Source organism: Pseudarthrobacter xylosi (assembly GCF_055412765.1).
In genome coordinates this window covers 1-16,368 of record NZ_JBVAYT010000002.1, presented here as the reverse complement: position 1 = coordinate 16,368, position 16,368 = coordinate 1, and the positions used below count along the sequence as shown (strand labels likewise).

At 64.9% G+C, this 16,368-nt stretch carries 13 protein-coding genes, 1 tRNA gene and 1 pseudogene; 9 read left to right on the top strand and 6 right to left on the bottom strand.

The features are described from left to right. Positions 1-497 precede the first annotated feature (497 nt). The 3 genes from ACZY1F_RS04135 to ACZY1F_RS04125 all read left to right on the top strand — a co-directional run bounded on the left by ACZY1F_RS04135 (position 498) and on the right by ACZY1F_RS04125 (position 2,434). Positions 498-749, top strand: a complete 252-nt coding sequence (locus tag ACZY1F_RS04135) for a hypothetical protein (RefSeq protein ID WP_463940414.1) — start codon at positions 498-500, stop codon at positions 747-749. Between the two features lie 171 nt (positions 750-920). Next, positions 921-1,814: an NmrA family NAD(P)-binding protein gene (locus ACZY1F_RS04130; protein ID WP_463940413.1), complete on the top strand. Its 894-nt coding sequence runs from the start codon at positions 921-923 to the stop codon at positions 1,812-1,814. Beyond that, on the top strand, positions 1,811-2,434 hold the full coding sequence (locus ACZY1F_RS04125) for an NAD(P)-dependent oxidoreductase (RefSeq protein ID WP_463940412.1): 624 nt from the start codon (positions 1,811-1,813) through the stop codon (positions 2,432-2,434). Before ACZY1F_RS04130 ends, ACZY1F_RS04125 begins: the two co-directional genes overlap by 4 nt. Before the next feature lie 91 nt (positions 2,435-2,525). On the opposite strand, the gene ACZY1F_RS04120 is transcribed toward ACZY1F_RS04125, so the two are convergent. The 3 genes from ACZY1F_RS04120 to ACZY1F_RS04110 form a co-directional block, all read right to left on the bottom strand. Beyond that, positions 2,526-3,725, bottom strand: a complete 1,200-nt coding sequence (locus tag ACZY1F_RS04120) for a glycosyltransferase (protein ID WP_463940411.1) — start codon at positions 3,723-3,725, stop codon at positions 2,526-2,528. A 440-nt stretch (positions 3,726-4,165) separates the two neighbouring features. After that, positions 4,166-4,242: transfer RNA gene (locus tag ACZY1F_RS04115), tRNA-Thr, on the bottom strand. Between the two features lie 155 nt (positions 4,243-4,397). Next, entirely contained in the window at positions 4,398-5,288 is an 891-nt protein-coding gene (locus ACZY1F_RS04110) for a DsbA family protein (protein ID WP_463940410.1), read from the bottom strand. A 179-nt stretch (positions 5,289-5,467) separates the two neighbouring features. Here ACZY1F_RS04110 and ACZY1F_RS04105 point away from each other — a divergent pair, with 179 nt between their 5' ends. From ACZY1F_RS04105 to ACZY1F_RS04090, 4 genes are all read left to right on the top strand, one after another. Continuing rightward, positions 5,468-6,970, top strand: coding sequence for an alpha,alpha-trehalose-phosphate synthase (UDP-forming) (locus tag ACZY1F_RS04105; protein ID WP_463940409.1), 1,503 nt, complete (start codon positions 5,468-5,470; stop codon positions 6,968-6,970). Further along, complete coding sequence (gene otsB / locus ACZY1F_RS04100; RefSeq protein ID WP_463940408.1) at positions 6,960-7,790, top strand: trehalose-phosphatase; 831 nt, start codon at positions 6,960-6,962, stop codon at positions 7,788-7,790. Before ACZY1F_RS04105 ends, otsB begins: the two co-directional genes overlap by 11 nt. A 234-nt stretch (positions 7,791-8,024) precedes the next feature. Then, positions 8,025-9,107 (top strand): ABC transporter ATP-binding protein, encoded by a 1,083-nt coding sequence (locus ACZY1F_RS04095; protein ID WP_463940406.1) that lies wholly within the window; start codon positions 8,025-8,027, stop codon positions 9,105-9,107. A gap of 108 nt (positions 9,108-9,215) precedes the next feature. After that, positions 9,216-10,634, top strand: coding sequence for a DUF4032 domain-containing protein (locus tag ACZY1F_RS04090; protein ID WP_463940405.1), 1,419 nt, complete (start codon positions 9,216-9,218; stop codon positions 10,632-10,634). A gap of 125 nt (positions 10,635-10,759) precedes the next feature. On the opposite strand, the gene ACZY1F_RS04085 is transcribed toward ACZY1F_RS04090, so the two are convergent. Continuing rightward, positions 10,760-12,130, bottom strand: coding sequence for an FAD-binding oxidoreductase (locus ACZY1F_RS04085; RefSeq protein ID WP_463940404.1), 1,371 nt, complete (start codon positions 12,128-12,130; stop codon positions 10,760-10,762). Positions 12,131-12,336: 206 nt separating this feature from the next. On the opposite strand from ACZY1F_RS04085, the gene ACZY1F_RS04080 reads away from it, so the two are divergent. Both ACZY1F_RS04080 and ACZY1F_RS04075 read left to right on the top strand, forming a co-directional pair. Next, positions 12,337-14,097 (top strand): glycoside hydrolase family 13 protein, encoded by a 1,761-nt coding sequence (locus ACZY1F_RS04080; RefSeq protein ID WP_463940402.1) that lies wholly within the window; start codon positions 12,337-12,339, stop codon positions 14,095-14,097. Beyond that, positions 14,097-15,143, top strand: a complete 1,047-nt coding sequence (locus tag ACZY1F_RS04075; RefSeq protein ID WP_463940401.1) for a LacI family DNA-binding transcriptional regulator — start codon at positions 14,097-14,099, stop codon at positions 15,141-15,143. The genes ACZY1F_RS04080 and ACZY1F_RS04075 overlap by 1 nt, the downstream gene beginning before the upstream one ends. A gap of 3 nt (positions 15,144-15,146) precedes the next feature. Here ACZY1F_RS04075 and ACZY1F_RS04070 read toward each other — a convergent pair whose 3' ends face one another. Both ACZY1F_RS04070 and ACZY1F_RS04065 read right to left on the bottom strand, forming a co-directional pair. After that, positions 15,147-15,644, bottom strand: a complete 498-nt coding sequence (locus tag ACZY1F_RS04070) for an SRPBCC domain-containing protein (RefSeq protein ID WP_463940400.1) — start codon at positions 15,642-15,644, stop codon at positions 15,147-15,149. Between the two features lie 94 nt (positions 15,645-15,738). Then, positions 15,739-16,121 (bottom strand): annotated as a pseudogene (locus tag ACZY1F_RS04065) (dihydrofolate reductase family protein). Positions 16,122-16,368 lie beyond the last annotated feature (247 nt).

Here is a 16,368-nt window from a genome sequence, read left to right as displayed (position 1 = left end):
GCTACGGGTTGAACCACTTGAGGAGCAGTCGGGCTGTGGCAGCCGCGTTAGGAGAGTGGTTCTTCTTTACTTGCCTTGTGGCTTCGGCCGCGTCCACATTGATGTAGAAGGCTCAGGCAGGTCGAGGCGGCTTTGGCCGGCGCCGCTTCCGCATGCGACTTGGGAGCTTACGTCGTGCGTCGCGAAACAGCGGCACCCAGTCCGCGGGATACTCCTCTGCCTGCGGCGACCAAAGCGGGTACGACTGAGTTTAGGTTGCCATTCTGACTCAAAAAGTCCCTGACGGGCCCCGGCTGAGACGATTTATGGTGCGACGTGTTTGCAAGACAACGGGGTGCCCGGCTTCTCAGCCGTCCGTTACCCCTCCTCAGGGCAAGAACAGTGTCTTGAAAAGCTCTTGTTTTTCGAGGCAGCCTGTCATCGGTTGGAGATCGATCGATGTGTCGGGACAGTTCGGGAGCGGATGCTTTCGATTGCCCATTGATGGTTTTCGTCTCGTGGATGCAGTCCATGTCGGAGTAGTATTCCGAGAAGTTTCCGGCGGGGTCTTTGAGGTACCAGAAGAAGTTGGATCCGGCGTGGTGGCGGCCGAGGCCCCAGATGTGGCGTTCGGGGTTGTTCTCCAGCATGGCTTTCGCTCCGCGTCCGACGTCGTCACCGAACTCGGGATCACCCGCCAGACCCTGTACCGACACGTCTCGCCCATCGGTGAGCTGCGTCCCGACGGCCAAAAGCTCCTGTCACGGTAGATGCACGGATGTGACAGTCAAGGAAAATGGCGGTCAGCTGACCGGATGATGGGCGGCTTGTCGCCCGGCGTCTTGCCTTGACGGGTAATTTCACCGCTAAATTTGAGGTTGTCTTCCCTCCTGGCCGGACGGGTTTGTTAGCCTCATGTCACGCCTTGGGAAAGAGGATAGATGGCAGACAGCATGATCCTGGTGACGGGGGCTACGGGAACCATCGGCCGTGTCGTGGTCGAACAGTTGCTCGCCTCAGGACGAAGGGTCCGTGCTGCCGGCCGGAGCGTCGAATCCGTGACGCGGGTGTTCGGGGACCGGGTCGAGCCGGTGGCCCTTGACTTCACCGACGAGCTGACCTGGCCGGCGGCCTTTGACGGCGCCGAGCAGATGTTCCTGATGCGCCCCCCGCAGCTGGGCAAGCCAAAGACACAAATGATCCCGGCTCTTGAGTACGCGCGCCGTCTGGGTGCTCGGCAGATGGTGTTCCTCTCCCTCCAGGGCGCCGAGAAGAACAAAGTCGTTCCGCACGCCGCCATAGAAGCATGGCTGCGCACTTCCGGTGTTCACTGGACGTTCGTGCGGGCCTCGTTCTTCCACCAGAACCTGTCCACCACCCACCTGACCGACATCCGGGACCGTGACGAGATCATGGTCCCCGCCGGACGCGGCGCGACCGCGTTCGTTGACGGGGAGGACGTCGGCGCCGTGGCCGCGGCCGCCCTGCTGGACCCGGCGCCGCATCGGAATACCGCCTGGACGGTGACGGGGAATGAAGCACTGACCTACGATCAGGTTGCCCGGATCCTGAGCACCGAGCTCGGCCGTCCCATCCGGTACACACGCCCCGGGTTGCTACGTTACCTCCGGCACGCGCGGCGCACCCTTGGCATGCCGTGGGGCATGGCAGCGGTTACGGCGGCCATCTACACCACGGCCAGGCTCGGGCTGGCCGGGTCCCTGACCGGCACCGTCCGCCAGGTACTGGGCAGGGACCCTGTCAGTTTCGCCCAGTTCGCCCATCGGGAACGCGACATCTGGAACCCGTCCACCCCGTCAAAGGAGCCGGCATGAGAATCGCGCTGCTCGGAGCCGCCGGCCGTACCGGTGCCCTGGTCCTGACCGAGGCGCGGACCCGCGGACATCAGATCACAGCCCTGGTCCGGACGCCCGGCAGCCTTGACGGTGTTGACGTCGGAAAGGTCCCAGGCGACGTCCGCGACCCCGAAGCCCTCGCCCGTGCCCTGTTCGGGGTTGATGCCGTGATTTCGGCCGTGGGCGTACGGGGCCGGACGTCGGATCTGCATACCGTGCTCGCCAGGAACACCATCACGGCGATGACACAGGCGGGCGTGGGCCGGTTCGTCGGGGTCAGCGTCGGCGGGCTCGATGTCCCGGGCGACCGCAAGGGTTTCCGGGACCGATCCATCGGCGCCCTGGCACGGACACTAGCCGGTGCAGCGTCGGTGGACCGGGAACGGGAATACCAGGCCTGGCAGGCCAGCGGATTGGAGTGGACATTGATCCGGGTTCCCCGGCTCGTCAATGGCGGGACCGGCACCCCGCCGGTCCTCGACCCGCACACGCCACCGCGCAAAACGACACTGCACAGAGCGGCACTCGCGGCGCTGCTGGTGGACTGCGCCGCCACCGACCGGTACGCACAGCAGGCACCATTCGCCGCAGACAGCTAACCTAAGGTTTCGAGCTCTTGCCTGCGCTAAGTGGCGGCGTTGCAGTGGGACACTGCGAGCCCACGCCAGTGTGGGGCGACAGGGCGACTTGTCAGAGACTCTCGAAGATGTCCAGGGCGATCGCTGTCCCATGATCGCACTGCAGTCTGTTGCCAACATCTTCCGCTCGTTGCCTCATAGCAGTGTCTGTGAGTGCGCACTCGAGAGCGGCCGTGAGTGCAATCTCATTGAGTCGGGTCCGGCGAAGCGGGGCTGGAGAAACCCCGAGTTGGTGTGCCCGGGAAGCCCAGAAAGGCTGGTCTGCGCCGAAGGGGATAACTACGGTGGGTTTTCCCGCGGTAAGTGCTGCGCCTGTAGTTCCCGCACCGCCGTGGTGGACCGTAGCCGCGACCCTCGGGAACAGCCAACTGTGCGGCGCTGACGGCAGAGTCAGGACATCTTCGCCCAGATCCTCGGAGGGGTCTAGCGCGCCCCACCCGGTGAGCATCACGATACGGGTGCCCGCGCGGCGGGCGGCACCGATCACGATGTTCCGGAGCGCACGCGGATCAGCGGTGACCATGCTGCCGAATCCGACGCTGACGGTGGGGCCAGGCTGGTTCAGAAAATCACGCAGGCGTGGATCGATCGTGGCGGGAGTTGGCGTGGTCCAGTATCCGGTAGGGATGCGAATAGTGTCAGCGTCAGATGCGACCGGGACGACGGCGCTGCTGAATCCGTAGACAATCGTGGAGAGAGGAGCGCTGGAGGTGCGGTGCAGGCGCAGACTGGCTCGGGCGGCGCGTTCAGGCGCGCGCGAGAGTAGTGAAATCCCTGCAGCGGTGACCGTGTGGGAGAGTCGTCGACCGGCTGGACCGAATCGAGCCAGCCCGGGGGCAAGCGGGCCAGGGTACAGGGTGCTGGGTGCATCGAGGGGTTGCAGGTGAGCGCGGAGAAGTCTCGCTCCGACCGCCTCGGCGATTGGCCCCGCAATGGAGAGGCCCCCGATACCGGAGACCACAAGATCCGTTCCCCTCGCACCCTCCGCTGCGTCCACTGCCCACCGGGCGGTCAGATCAACGACCCGCCGCCCCATCTCGCGAAGCGAAACCCGACCTTGTGCAGCGATGGCCTGCGCTTGCTCTGCCCCGTGTAACGGAATGAACTGAGCCCCGATCGCGCGAAAATCGGGGTCGTATTGGGGTGGCGCGACAGCACGTACCGTGTGCCCTCGCGCGGCCGCTTCGCCAGCCAGGGCGAGGTAGGGTTCGACCCCGCCGCGGGTGTCGTTGGCGACAATAGTCAAATCCATTCCCGCATCGTATCCGCAGAGCCGTGACGGACTTCAGACCTAAAACCCGATTCGCTTGTGGCCACATGCTGCCGACCGATCGGGTCCTGAAGTAGTTCAGGTTCGCCTTTGCCGTGCTAACAACTGTCCGGCGACGCTGACTAAGGTGAGTTAAAGGTGAGTCCCGGCGGGAACGGGCCCCTTCCAGGTCAGCACCGGACGTAAACCTGCAGATCAGCGCCCAATTTGGTTGGGCGGAGGATTCGAACCGAAGATCCGCACCCTACTCCCTCCGCGGATCGCGACGTAGCCTAAAAGACATCTGGAGTAAGACCGCAGGTCAGGGCCGTTTGCCAAGCTCGCGGTGGGATTAGAACTGGCGAAAACCTACCAACACCTCGGCAGAATCCGCGCTTGGGCCTCGCAAACTCCGGAATAAACCCGCAGGTCAAACACACAACTGGAGCCTCCTGTCGGATTCGAACCGACGACCCCCGCTTTACAAGAGCGGTGCTCTGGCCAACTGAGCTAAGGAGGCGCGCCCTATACAGGGCGTGCGCCGCAACGGCGCTAGATAAGGTTAGCCCAAGTCCGCCCGCTCGTAAAAACGCGCGGCCAGGGCAACCCGGAGCAAAAGAGAGGACCTGCTTCCGGAATCGATCCGGAAGCAGGTCCTCTACGCGTAAGAAGCCGCTAGCCCTTCGCGGTGATCGCTGCCTGCAGGAAGTCCGGGAACGGGGTCTGCGCGCTGGCACCCTTGCCCCACTGCTGGCCGTCCACGAACACGGTGGGCGTGCCGGTGACGCCGATGGCGGCGGCCTGCTTGGTTGTGAACTTCACGAACGGACGGTAGGTCTTCTCATTGATGCAGGTGTCAATGTTCTTGGCGCCGATGTCCGTGGCCATGGTTTTGAGCTTGTCGTCAGAAAGACCGGCGCTGCCTTCCGCAGGCTGGTTGGCGAACAGCGCGTCCACAAACTCCGCATACTTTTCCGGAGACTCATTCACAACGCACGCGGCAGCGTTGGCTGCTCGGGACGAGTAGTTCGTGGAGGACCGGCTGTCCAGGAACCCGAGGGCCCGGTATTCCACCGAGATCTTGCCCTCGTTGCGCAGCGACGTCAGCTGCTCGTTGTACTGGGTCTCGAAGTTCTTGCAGACCGGGCAGATGAAGTCAACGTACAGGACCACCTTGACCGGCTTGCCTGCCTCAGCCTCGGCGCCCGGCGCCACGACCGACGCCGGCGCGGTTTCCGGGGGTTCCCCCACGGCGGCAGCGTCAACGGTGGCCGGGTCCAGCTTCGCGACGTCGGTATTGGCCAACAAGGTGACGCCACCGTTGGCGTTTCCGTTGGCCGGCGTCGGACCCTGGTCAGCGATAGGGGCGTTCTGCCGCATCGTTGTGGTCACCACCAGACCCACCACCACAAGGATGGCCACCACGGCCACCACAATGCCCCAGCCGATCAGCAGCTTGTTGCGCTTGTCCTTCTTCAGCTGCGCCTCACGGATCAGGCGTGCCTTCTCGCGCGCCTCCGAGGTTCGTTCAGCCTTGGACTTGCGTATTTCATTTGCGGGGCTCATGTGTTCCTTGGGTCGATCGACATAGGGGGACCACTCTGTGGCGACTCCACCATTTTAGGGGACAAACCTGAGAGCTTGCGCTCTCAAGTATTCAGCCCGAATAACCAACGGACGAATAGCCGCGAAGATTCCATCCTATTAAGGTGGTTTAAAGGCACAAGCAACCCCAGGGGGCCGCAATGCAAACATCAGTCCAAGAAAAACCATCAGCTGTACCTGCCGCCGGCGCCGCCGAGAGCAGCCACAGCACCGCCGCCACGTACGATTTTATGGTTGTCTCCAACAGGCTGCCGGTGGACCGCTGCGCGCCAGGTGAGAGCGGCGATGACGGCTCCGGCTGGCGCCGCTCCCCCGGCGGCCTGGTGACCGCCCTCGCTCCTATGATGACCAAGACCGACGGCGCGTGGGTGGGTTGGCATGGCGCCCCGGACGAGACCGTCGAGCCTTTCAGCCATGGAGGCATGGACCTGGTTCCCGTCCAGCTGAGCAACGACGACGTTGAGCTCTACTACGAGGGTTTCTCCAACGCCACCCTGTGGCCCCTGTACCACGACGTCATCGCCCCGCCGGAGTTCCACCGGACCTGGTGGGACGCCTACCGCAAGGTCAACCAAAGGTTCGCCGACGCCGTCGTACGCCATGCCGGCCAGGGCGCCACGGTGTGGGTCCAGGACTACCAGCTGCAGCTGGTGCCGCGCCTGCTGCGCCAGGCGCGGCCAGACCTGCGGATCGGCTTCTTCAACCACATCCCCTTCCCCCCGCCGGAAATCTTCGCGCAGCTGCCGTGGCGGCATGCCATCATCGATGGCCTGATGGGCGCTGACCTGGTGGGCTTCCAGCGCCCCAGCGACGCCGGCAATTTCATGCGCTCCGCCCGCCGGTTCCTGGGCGCCAGCGTCAAGCAGCAGCAAGTGCACGTCAAGGGTAAAAACGGCGAAATCACGCACATCGCCAGGGCCCAGGCCTTCCCGATCTCCATCGACGTCGCCCAGATCAGCGAACTGGCCCACAACCCCGAGATCATCGAGCGTGCTCGCCAGATCCGCCAGGACCTCGGCAACCCCAAAACCATCCTCCTGGGCGTGGACCGACTCGATTACACCAAAGGCATCCGGCACCGGCTCAAGGCCTTTGAAGAACTCCTCAACGAAGGCAAGCTGACGGTCGGCGACGCAACGCTGATCCAGGTTGCCAGCCCCAGCCGCGAACGGGTGGAGCAATACCGCCTCCTGCGCGAGGAAATCGAAGGTACCGTCGGCCACATCAACGGCACCTACGACACCATCCAGAACACGGCCGTCCGCTACCTCCACCACAGCTACCCCGTGGAGGAAATGGTGGCGTTGTACCTCGCCGCCGACGTTATGCTCGTGACCGCCCTGCGGGACGGCATGAACCTCGTGGCCAAGGAATACGTCACCGCCCGCAAGGACAACGACGGCGCCCTGGTCCTCAGCGAGTTCGCCGGGGCCGCGGACCAGCTCAAGCAGGCGCTGCTGATGAACCCGCACGACATCGACGGCCTTAAGGACACCATCATGCGGGCCGTCGATTTGCCTCCCAAAGACGCCGCGCGCCGTATGCGCTCCATGCGCAAACAGATCCTGGAGCACGACGTCGACCACTGGTCAGCTGACTTCTTGGCCGCCCTGAACGAGAAAGTTGTGCGCGATGACTCCTGACGCCAACCCCGCTAAGGGCCCACTCGCCTTGTCCCCCGAACTCCGGCAGGCTGCCCGCCGCATCGCCCAGACGGAACACCTGCTGGTGGCCCTGGACTTCGACGGCACCATTTCCCCGCTGGTGGACCGCGCGGACCAAGCCCGCCCTCTTCCGCGCTCTGCCGCCGCTTTCGCCGGGCTCGCCGCCCTTCCACGCACGACGACGGCACTCATCTCAGGGCGGGCCCTCGCCAGCCTGCGCGCGGTCGCCTCGCCCCCGGTGGACACGCTGCTGATCGGCAGCCATGGCGCCGAGGCGTGGCTGGGCCCCGGCTCCGCTGAACTTACGCTGGACGAAGCCCAGCGTAAGTTGCTGGCCGAAGTCCGCGGCCTCCTCGAGGAGATCGTTGACCAGGCACCGGGCACGCTGCTCGAAGACAAGCCCGCGGGCGTGGTCCTCCATACCCGGCTGGCCACGGACGACGTCGCCGAGGACGCGGTAGCCGCGGCGCGTTCAGTTCTCCAGGACCGCAAGGGCGTTTTCCTGAAGAACGGCAAGCGTGTCCTGGAAACATCGGTGGTCAACGCCTCCAAGGGTGAGGGCCTGACCTTCCTGCGCCAGATTACCGGGGCCACTGCCGTTCTCTTCGCCGGTGACGACGTCACGGACGAAGACGCCCTGGGACGCCTGGAAACCGGCGATGTGGGCGTCAAAGTGGGCCTGGACTTCACCCAGGCCGAGTTCCGGGTGGAAGCGCCGGCCCACGTGGCGGAACTGCTCGAAGCGCTCCTGCAGGAACGGAGCCTGGCGGTTGCCGAAGAAGAGCCCAGCACTGACTGATCCTCGGGACATGTCCAACCTCACATGTGACCTCCGTAACATTTGCACCAATACGCCATTCGTCTGACATACTCTTGTTTGTGATGTGGCGCACAGGAACCGTGCGGCGTCACGTGATACTCCTCGGCCTTCGGCCGGGGAGTACACGGCTGCAATGCCGTGGATAACTGAATTACATGAACCATTCACAACGGATCGTCCGGCACGTACCTGCCGGTGAAGGGATTGATAACTGTGGCTACAGTTACTTTTGATAACGCTACGCGTCTGTACCCGGGCACAGAGAAGCCCGCTGTTGACAAGCTCAACATCGAAATCGCCGACGGCGAATTTCTGGTCCTCGTAGGACCCTCCGGCTGCGGTAAGTCCACCTCCCTGCGCATGCTCGCAGGCCTTGAGGACGTCAACGCCGGCCGGATTCTTATTGGCGACCGCGATGTCACCGATGTTCCGCCGAAGGACCGCGACATCGCGATGGTTTTCCAGAACTACGCGCTGTACCCGCACATGACGGTTGCGGACAACATGGGCTTCGCGCTGAAGATCGCCGGCGTTTCCAAGGAAGAGCGCGCCGAGCGTGTCCGTGAAGCCGCCAAGCTTCTTGACCTCGAGCCGTACCTGGACCGCAAGCCGAAGGCACTCTCCGGTGGCCAGCGCCAGCGTGTTGCCATGGGCCGCGCCATCGTGCGTAACCCGCAGGTGTTCCTCATGGATGAGCCGCTTTCCAACCTGGACGCCAAGCTCCGTGTCCAGACGCGTACGCAGATCGCATCCCTGACCCGCCGCCTCGGCGTCACGACCGTTTACGTCACCCACGACCAGGTCGAGGCCATGACCATGGGTGACCGCGTAGCTGTGCTGAAGGACGGCCTGCTGATGCAGGTTGACACCCCGCGCAACCTCTACGACAAGCCCAAGAACGTCTTCGTTGCCGGCTTCATCGGCTCCCCTGCCATGAACCTGCTCGAACTGCCCGTGGTGGACGGCGGCGTCCAGTTCGGCGGAACGGTTTACCCCGTGCCGCGCAACATCCTCGAAGAGGCCCACGGCAGCACCGTCACCCTGGGCTCCCGCCCCGAGGACCTGGAGCAGGCCCCGCAGGGCGAAGGCCTCCAGGTCGAGGTCGACGTCGTTGAAGAACTCGGTGCCGACGCTTACATCTACGGCCACACCACGCTGGACGGCAAGGACCACGACATCGTGGCACGCGTCGACGGTCGCCGTCCCCCGCTGAAGGGCGAGACCATCTACTTCCGTCCGCAGTCGGGCCACGTGCACCTGTTCGACACCAAGACCGGTCTGCGCCTGGGCGACTAATCCCCACCGCATAACTAACCGACGGCGGCCCTCCTGACTGGAAGGGCCGCCGTCGGCGTTTAAGCCGATGTTTAGGCCAGCAGCCCCTCCGTACGAAAGAATTGATCCATGACCGATGAAAACAGCGCACAGTGGCACGACGAGCCCACGGACTACGCGCAGGTCGGCAAGCTGCCGCGGTTCGAGGCAGCGAGCGCCAAGGATGACAAGGTCCTTGCCGCTTCCAGCTCACTGAACATCACGGCGGCGTCCGCGGATCCCGAACTCCTGGATCTGCCCTGGCACATCGCCCTGGAGGATTGGCCGGCCGAGAACCTCGCAGCGCTCCCCCGCGGCATCTCGCGGCATATCGTGCGTTTCGCGCATCTGGGCGGCTCCGTCATCGCCATCAAGGAAACGTCCGAGCACGTTGCCCGCCACGAATACCACATGCTCCGCAAGCTGGCCCGCCTGGACGTCCCGTGTGTTGTCCCGGTGGCCGTCATCACGGGCCGGACCACCCTGGATGGACGGCCACTGAACCCCGTGTTGGTCACCCGCCACCTGAAGTTCTCCATGCCGTACCGGGCCCTCTTCTCGCAGATGCTGCGCAAGGATACGCTGACCCGGCTCATCGATGCCCAGGCCCTGCTGATGGTGCGGCTGCACCTCATCGGGTTCTACTGGGGCGACGTCTCGCTCTCCAATACTCTCTTCCGCCGCGACGCTGGCGCCTTCGCGGCCTACCTGGTGGACGCCGAAACGGGTGAGCTGTATCCCGACCTTTCCACCGGCCAGCGCGAGTACGATCTCGAGATTGCCCGGGTCAACATCGCCGGTGAGCTGATGGACCTCCTGGACGGCGGCCTGATCGAGGAGAAGGTGGACCCGGTGGCCACCAGCGAACTCATCATGGAGAGCTACCGGCGCCTGTGGACGGAACTGACCGAGAAGGAATCTTTCGAGATCGGCGAACGCTGGCGCGTGGCCGCCCGGATCCGGAAGCTCAACGAGCTGGGGTTCGACGTCGAGGAATACGCGATTAAGACCACCCAGAACGGCTCCACCATCCAGCTCCAGCCCAAGGTGGTGGACGCGGGCCATCACCAGCGCCGGCTGCTGCGCCTGACCGGACTGGACGCCCAGGAGAACCAGGCCCGGCGCCTGCTCAATGACATGGATTCGTTCCGGGCGGACAACAACCCGGGGATGGACGAGGAATACAGCGCCCACCTCTGGGTCAGCCAGGTCTTCGAGCCCATTGTGCGTTCAATCCCCCGCGACCTGTCCCGCAAGCTTGAGCCGGCGGAGGCAGTCCACGAGGTGCTGGAGCACCGCTGGTACATGTCCGAGGAGCAGGCCCGCCACATTCCGCTGGCCGAGGCAGTGCAGTCCTACATCGAGTCCGTCCTGCGCCACCGCCGGGACGAGGCCGCCATCATGCTCAACCCGGACACGGCAATGCTGAAGATCCTCGAAGTGGAAACCGAGGAGTCCCGCTACGGTGCCGATGAAAGCACCGAAGAGTACCCGGACGTCGACGACTGACACGGACCAGGACCGGCCGCGGTTGCAGCACGGTTGGGTTAAAACACGCCCAACTAGGTCGCAGTAGATGTCGTTATGAGCGCTAATAACGACATCTACTGCTACCCAGTTGCGAGGCCAGGCCGTTAGATGGCCTTGCCCGGATTCAGGATGCCGGCCGGGTCAAAGAGCTCCTTGATCCTTCGCTGGAGCTCCCTGACGGGTTCCGGCTGCTCCAGGCCCAGCCAGCGCAGTTTGTACTGCCCGATCCCGTGCTCTCCGGTGATGGTGCCACCCATTTCGAGGGCAGCTTCGATGGAGGCGTCCAGGGCAAGGTTCAGCCGGCCCATGGCGTCAGCGTCCACCGCCCTGTCCTGGCGGTCGATCCAGAACGTGGGGTGCAGGTTGCCGTCCCCGGCGTGCGCCACCACTTTCAGGCTCACGCCGTGCGTTGCCGCGAGGTCTTCCAACGCCGCCACGTAATCCACCAGGCGTGAGCGCGGCACGGCCACGTCCTCGCCTACGCGGTATTCGTCATCCACTTCGGCACCCCGGCTGTTCCGGCGGAGCTCCACGAGCTGCTCGGCTTCCTCCGTGGATTCCGTGCTCACCGTTGCCCCGCCGGCGGCGAGGACGGAACGCACGACGTCGGCCTCCGCCGCTGCCCCGAACCCGTCAGTCTGGATGAGGAGCAGCGAACGGCCGCGTGAACTCAGGTCGGAGCCGTGGAGATCATCCAGCTGGGCCAGCGTGCCGCCGTCGAGCAGTTCCATGATGGCCGGCTGCACCCGGGCCCGGCCCACCGCCAGGACGCCCGCAGCGGCCTGCCTGAAGTCCGGGTAGAACGCGGCGATGGTGTGCACGTCACGGGGCAGGTACTTGAGCCTGACGGTCGCCCCCACCACGATCCCCAGGGTGCCCTCGGAACCGACAAACAGCCCCGTCAGGTCGTAGCCCGCAACGCCTTTGAAGGTCTGGTGGCCGGTGTGGATGAGGGACCCGTCGGCCAGCACCACATCAAGAGCCAGCACCGAGTCCCGGGTAACGCCGTACTTGGCGCAGCGCAGTCCCCCGGCGTTCGTGGCAACGTTGCCGCCGATCGTGGAGGTACGGAAGCTTGCGGGATCCGGCGCGTACATCAGGCCATGCTCAGAGGCGGCCTCGTTGAGGGCCGCGTTGACCACGCCCGGTTCGACGACGGCGGTCTCGTCGTCCGGGTTCAGGTCAAGAATGCGGTTCATCTGTTCCAGGGACAGGACTACGCAGTTCCTGCTCGCGTGCGCGCCGCCGGAAACGCCGGTTCCCGCTCCGCGGGCCACTACCGCAACGTTGTAGACGGCACAGAGCCTGACCACGGCCTGCACGTCCGTGACTGACCTGGCGAAGACCACCGCTTCGGGGAGCTGGAAATCCAGGACGGGGGCCTGGTCCACGGCGTACCTCGCGAGCAATTCCGCCTCGGTGCTGACCTGCCCTGACCCGAGGGTGCCCTCAAGCTCTTCAACCAAGCCGCCCACGCAGCCTCCCGTCCCGTCGTCGCAATTGTTGTTACCAGTGTAGAACCGCGGATCGTTACGCTACTCCGCAGTAGTGTGTCTCTGGCACCGTCTGCAAACGTTTCCACAGGTCACACGCATAAGGGCCCCACATGAGCGGCAGGACCCCCGTAATCGACATGGAAGCGTTTGCAGTATCACGCTTGTTTGGGTCTAGGCTGTCCTCCATGTCTGTAGATACAGCGTTTACCGCCACCGCCCCCCTGATGGGCCGGCTGTCCCATATCCACGATGCCGACAACGCCCCCGGCTGGTGGCGCTCGGCCGTCATCTACCAGGTGTACCCGCGGTCCTTCCGAGACCTCAACGGCGACGGCATCGGCGATCTCGCGGGGATTACTGCGGAACTTCCGCAGCTGGCCGAGCTGGATGTGGACGCCGTCTGGCTGTCCCCCTTCTACAAATCGCCGCAGCGCGATGCAGGCTATGACGTCAGCGATTACTGCGACGTGGATCCGATTTTCGGCACCCTGGGCGACTTTGACGTCATGATTGCCGAGGCCAACCGCTTGGGGCTTCGGGTCATCGTGGACCTGGTTCCCAACCACTGCTCGGACCAGCACGTGGCTTTCCAGGCAGCCCTGGCTTCCCCTGCAGGGAGCCCTGAACGCGACATGTTCATCTTCCGGGACGGCGCCGGTCCCGAAGGCCACGAACCGCCTAACAACTGGCAGTCCCACTTCGGCGGCCCGGCCTGGACCCGGGTCACCGGTCCTGACGGCCAGCCAGACCAGTGGTACCTGCATCTGTTTGATTCCTCCCAGCCGGATTTCAACTGGGACAACCCCGCCGTCCACGCCGAATTTGAGCGGGTCCTCCGTTTCTGGCTGGACCGCGGCGTCTCCGGCTTCAGGGTGGACGTGGCGCACGCTTTGGTCAAGGCGCCGGGATTGCCTGCCTGGGGCGGCCGTGCCGACGGCGGAAGCTCGGACGGTTTCCCCGGCCATGAGGCTCCGATGTTCGGCCAGCCGGCCCTCCACGACATCTTCAGGGCCTGGCGCCTGATCCTGGACGGGTACGGGCCGGACCGCATTCTGTGCGCCGAAGCCAATGTGGACCCGCTCCCACGCCTCGCCGACTGGGTGAGGTCCGATGAAATGCACCAGGCCTTCAATTTTCCCTACCTGCACGCCGGCCTGGACGTTTACCGGCTGCGCAGTGTCATTACGGACTCGCTGACCGCCCTGGACGCCGTCGGAGCGCCCAGCACGTGGGTGCTGTCCAACCACGACGTGGTCCGCCATTCCAGCCGATTCGGCTACAACGGGTATGGCCCCCGCGATGGCGACGGCATCGGACCGGCCGATCCGCAGCCGGACACAGCCCTGGGTCGCCGGCGTGCAGCCGCCGCCTCCCTGTTTATGCTGGGACTGCCCGGGGCCGCCTACCTCTACCAGGGTGAGGAGCTAGGGCTGCCGGATGGCATCGATATTCCGGAGCACCTGCGGCAGGATCCCACGTTTGCCCGCACCGGAGGCGCCCGGCTGGGCCGCGACGGCTGCCGGGTTCCCCTCCCCTGGCGCAGCGCCGAACGGCACCTCGGCTTTGGCTCCGGCCAGGATCCCTGGCTTCCTCTGCCGGCGAGCTTCACGGAACTGGCACGGGACGCACAAGCCGCATCGCCGTCGTCGCACCTTTCCCTGTACCGGAACATGCTGGCCCTGCGCCGTGAACTGGGTCTGGGCAGCGGGTCACTGGCCTGGGCAGAAGACTGGTGCAGCGGTTCGTCCCTGGCGTACCTCAACGGCGATACGCTGGTGATTATGAACCTCAACCACGAACCCCTGGAAATGCCGGCAGGCAGCCTCCTCGTGCGCAGCGCTGACTCCGGCTCCGGCTTCGGCTCTGACTCCGGCTCGGATGCAGCCCACTTCCTGGCTTCCGGAGAAACCGCGTGGCTGCGGATTGGCGGAGGCGACGCAGCATAGTGGGACTTGCTGGCATCAAGGACGTTGCCGACCGTGCCGGGCTGTCGATCGCCACCGTGTCGCGGGCGCTGAGCGGCAAAGCGAATGTGTCGGCCAAGAGCCGGCAGCTGGCAAAGGCAGCAGCCGACGAACTGGGCTTCGTCCCGTCCTACCATGCGTCCAGCCTGGCCTCAGGCCGTAACCACAACGTGGGGCTGGTGGTCCCGTCCATCCACCGCTGGTACTTTTCGTCCGTCCTGGAGGGCGTGTCCGGCACCTTGCTCGACGCCGGCTACGACCTCACCCTGTACAACGTGGGTGACCGGCCGGAACGCCGCCGCAGCGTCCTGAGCGACTTCCTGCTCCGTAAGCGGCTGGACGCGGTCATCGCCGTGGCACTCGTCCTGAGCGAAGCCGAAATCAAGCAGCTGCTGGCCATCCGCCGTCCGATCGTGGGCATCGGCGGCGCCCTGGAAGGTGCGTCCACGATCAGGATTGATGATGCCCGCCTCGCCACGACCGCCACCGAGCACCTCCTCGGGCTGGGCCACACCCGGGTCGCACACATCACCGGTGATGCCGAACTGAACCAGGATTTCAAACTGCCAGGGATACGCCGGGCGGGCTTTGAGGCAGCAATGCAGGCCGCGGGGCATGCTGTCCGCCCCGAATGGGTAGTGTCAGCGGACTTCACTATCCAAGGCGCCTACACGACCGCCCGCAAGCTCCTGGCCTCCGCGGCCGGGCGGCCCACAGCAATTTTTGCCGCCTCCGATGAAATGGCCATCGGCGCCATCCTGGCCGCCCGCGACTTCGGCCTGCGGGTACCGCAGGATCTCTCCGTGATCGGCATGGACGGGCACGAACTCGGTGAGGTCTTTGGGCTGACCACCATCAACCAGGATGCGCGCGGCCAAGGCGCCATGGCGGCCCGCATGCTATTGGAAACGCTCGACGCCGGCGCGAAGCGGCCTGCCAAGGGCACGTCACCCTCGGCGGCGGCCACTGACCGGGAGTACCCTACAGAGTTCCTGGTCCGGAACAGCACCGCTGTACCACCAGCCTGACCTTCAGGCTTGAGCTTCCCCGCCCATGAACCGCACGAAACGGTCCAGCACCTTCGGCCAGCCGGCAGCATAGTCGGCGCGCGTGGCGGCAGGTGCCTCAGCACCTTCCCAGCCATTGTGGACCAGGCGAAGCTCCGTCCCGGACTCAACCGCCCTGAACGCGACCCGCAGCTCAGTGGACCAGATAGCAGTGGTCCCGGGGTGCCAGGATGCGTGGAACGAAAGGGGCGGCTGCCAGTCATCTATGGAGCCCCAGACGGCGGTCCTGCCGTCGTCAGCCGTTTCCACAATGAGGTTTTCTTCAAACTCAACGTAAGACCCTGCACCGTACACACCGTGAGAATCCAGTGGCCACCACAAGTGCGTGTGATCCGTGAAGCCGGCGAACGCCTGAGCCACTGGCCCCGGCACGATGACGGTGCAGATGACAGGCTCTAGGCTTTCTGGCGGCTCAACGGGGCCGGGGAGGGTGTCGTCCGCGTGGCTGAAAAGGTTATCCATGGACGTCAACTCTACGCGGCTCCACAGGGGTGCCGGACTGGTCCCGGTTCCGTGGTGTTTTGGTGTTTGGTGCTGGTGGTTATGCTCAGATCGGTCAACGGCGCACCCGATAGCGCACGTGGAGCACCCGGTTGCCCTGAATCACCACGTCGGGATCCTCCAACAGGTGCTGTGCGTGGACCGACCCGAAGTAACGCTTGCCGGACCGAACACCACGGGTGCGACGTCCATGCGCATCTCGTCGACCAGGCCTGCGGCTAGCACCTGGCCACCGACGTCGCCAGCGGCGACCTCGACGATGCGGTCACCTGCGAGCTCCTGCGCCTTGGCCACGGCTGCCTCCACGCCGTCGACGAAGTGAAACGGCGCCCCGGGGGCCCAGAGCCGCTCTCGCCCAACGGGACGTCACCGCTGGATAACCCAGTCGAACAGCGGTCCGGGCTGGTCGTTCGCGTCCGCGACGAAGCCGTCCACCACTTCGCCGGGTGGAGCCTGTGTGGCGTACGACGGCGGCGGGGTGGGGCGTTGCGCGCTTCTTCACTGGTGTGCGGGTTGTGTGGGTCCGTGGCTTTGAGGTGCTTTGGTGCCGGGTGTGGTTCGGCCTGGGCGGTTTTTGTGTGTGGTGCCCGGGGTGTTTGGGTGGTTAAAAGGGAGTGCCCCCCAACACGTGTGTGTTGGGGGGCTCTCGACCGTTAATGATGTTCCGGCGGTGACCTACTCTCCC

Excerpts from the sequence above, each read along its gene's own strand:
- ACZY1F_RS04130 (WP_463940413.1), top strand. The coding sequence starts at position 921 with ATGGCAGACAGCATGATCCTGGTGACGGGGGCTACGGGAACCATCGGC.
- ACZY1F_RS04125 (WP_463940412.1), top strand. The coding sequence starts at position 1,811 with ATGAGAATCGCGCTGCTCGGAGCCGCCGGCCGTACCGGTGCCCTGGTC.
- ACZY1F_RS04120 (WP_463940411.1), bottom strand. The coding sequence starts at position 3,725 with ATGGATTTGACTATTGTCGCCAACGACACCCGCGGCGGGGTCGAACCC.
- ACZY1F_RS04110 (WP_463940410.1), bottom strand. The coding sequence starts at position 5,288 with ATGAGCCCCGCAAATGAAATACGCAAGTCCAAGGCTGAACGAACCTCG.
- ACZY1F_RS04105 (WP_463940409.1), top strand. The coding sequence starts at position 5,468 with ATGCAAACATCAGTCCAAGAAAAACCATCAGCTGTACCTGCCGCCGGC.
- otsB (WP_463940408.1), top strand. The coding sequence starts at position 6,960 with ATGACTCCTGACGCCAACCCCGCTAAGGGCCCACTCGCCTTGTCCCCC.
- ACZY1F_RS04090 (WP_463940405.1), top strand. The coding sequence starts at position 9,216 with ATGACCGATGAAAACAGCGCACAGTGGCACGACGAGCCCACGGACTAC.
- ACZY1F_RS04080 (WP_463940402.1), top strand. The coding sequence starts at position 12,337 with ATGTCTGTAGATACAGCGTTTACCGCCACCGCCCCCCTGATGGGCCGG.
- ACZY1F_RS04070 (WP_463940400.1), bottom strand. The coding sequence starts at position 15,644 with ATGGATAACCTTTTCAGCCACGCGGACGACACCCTCCCCGGCCCCGTT.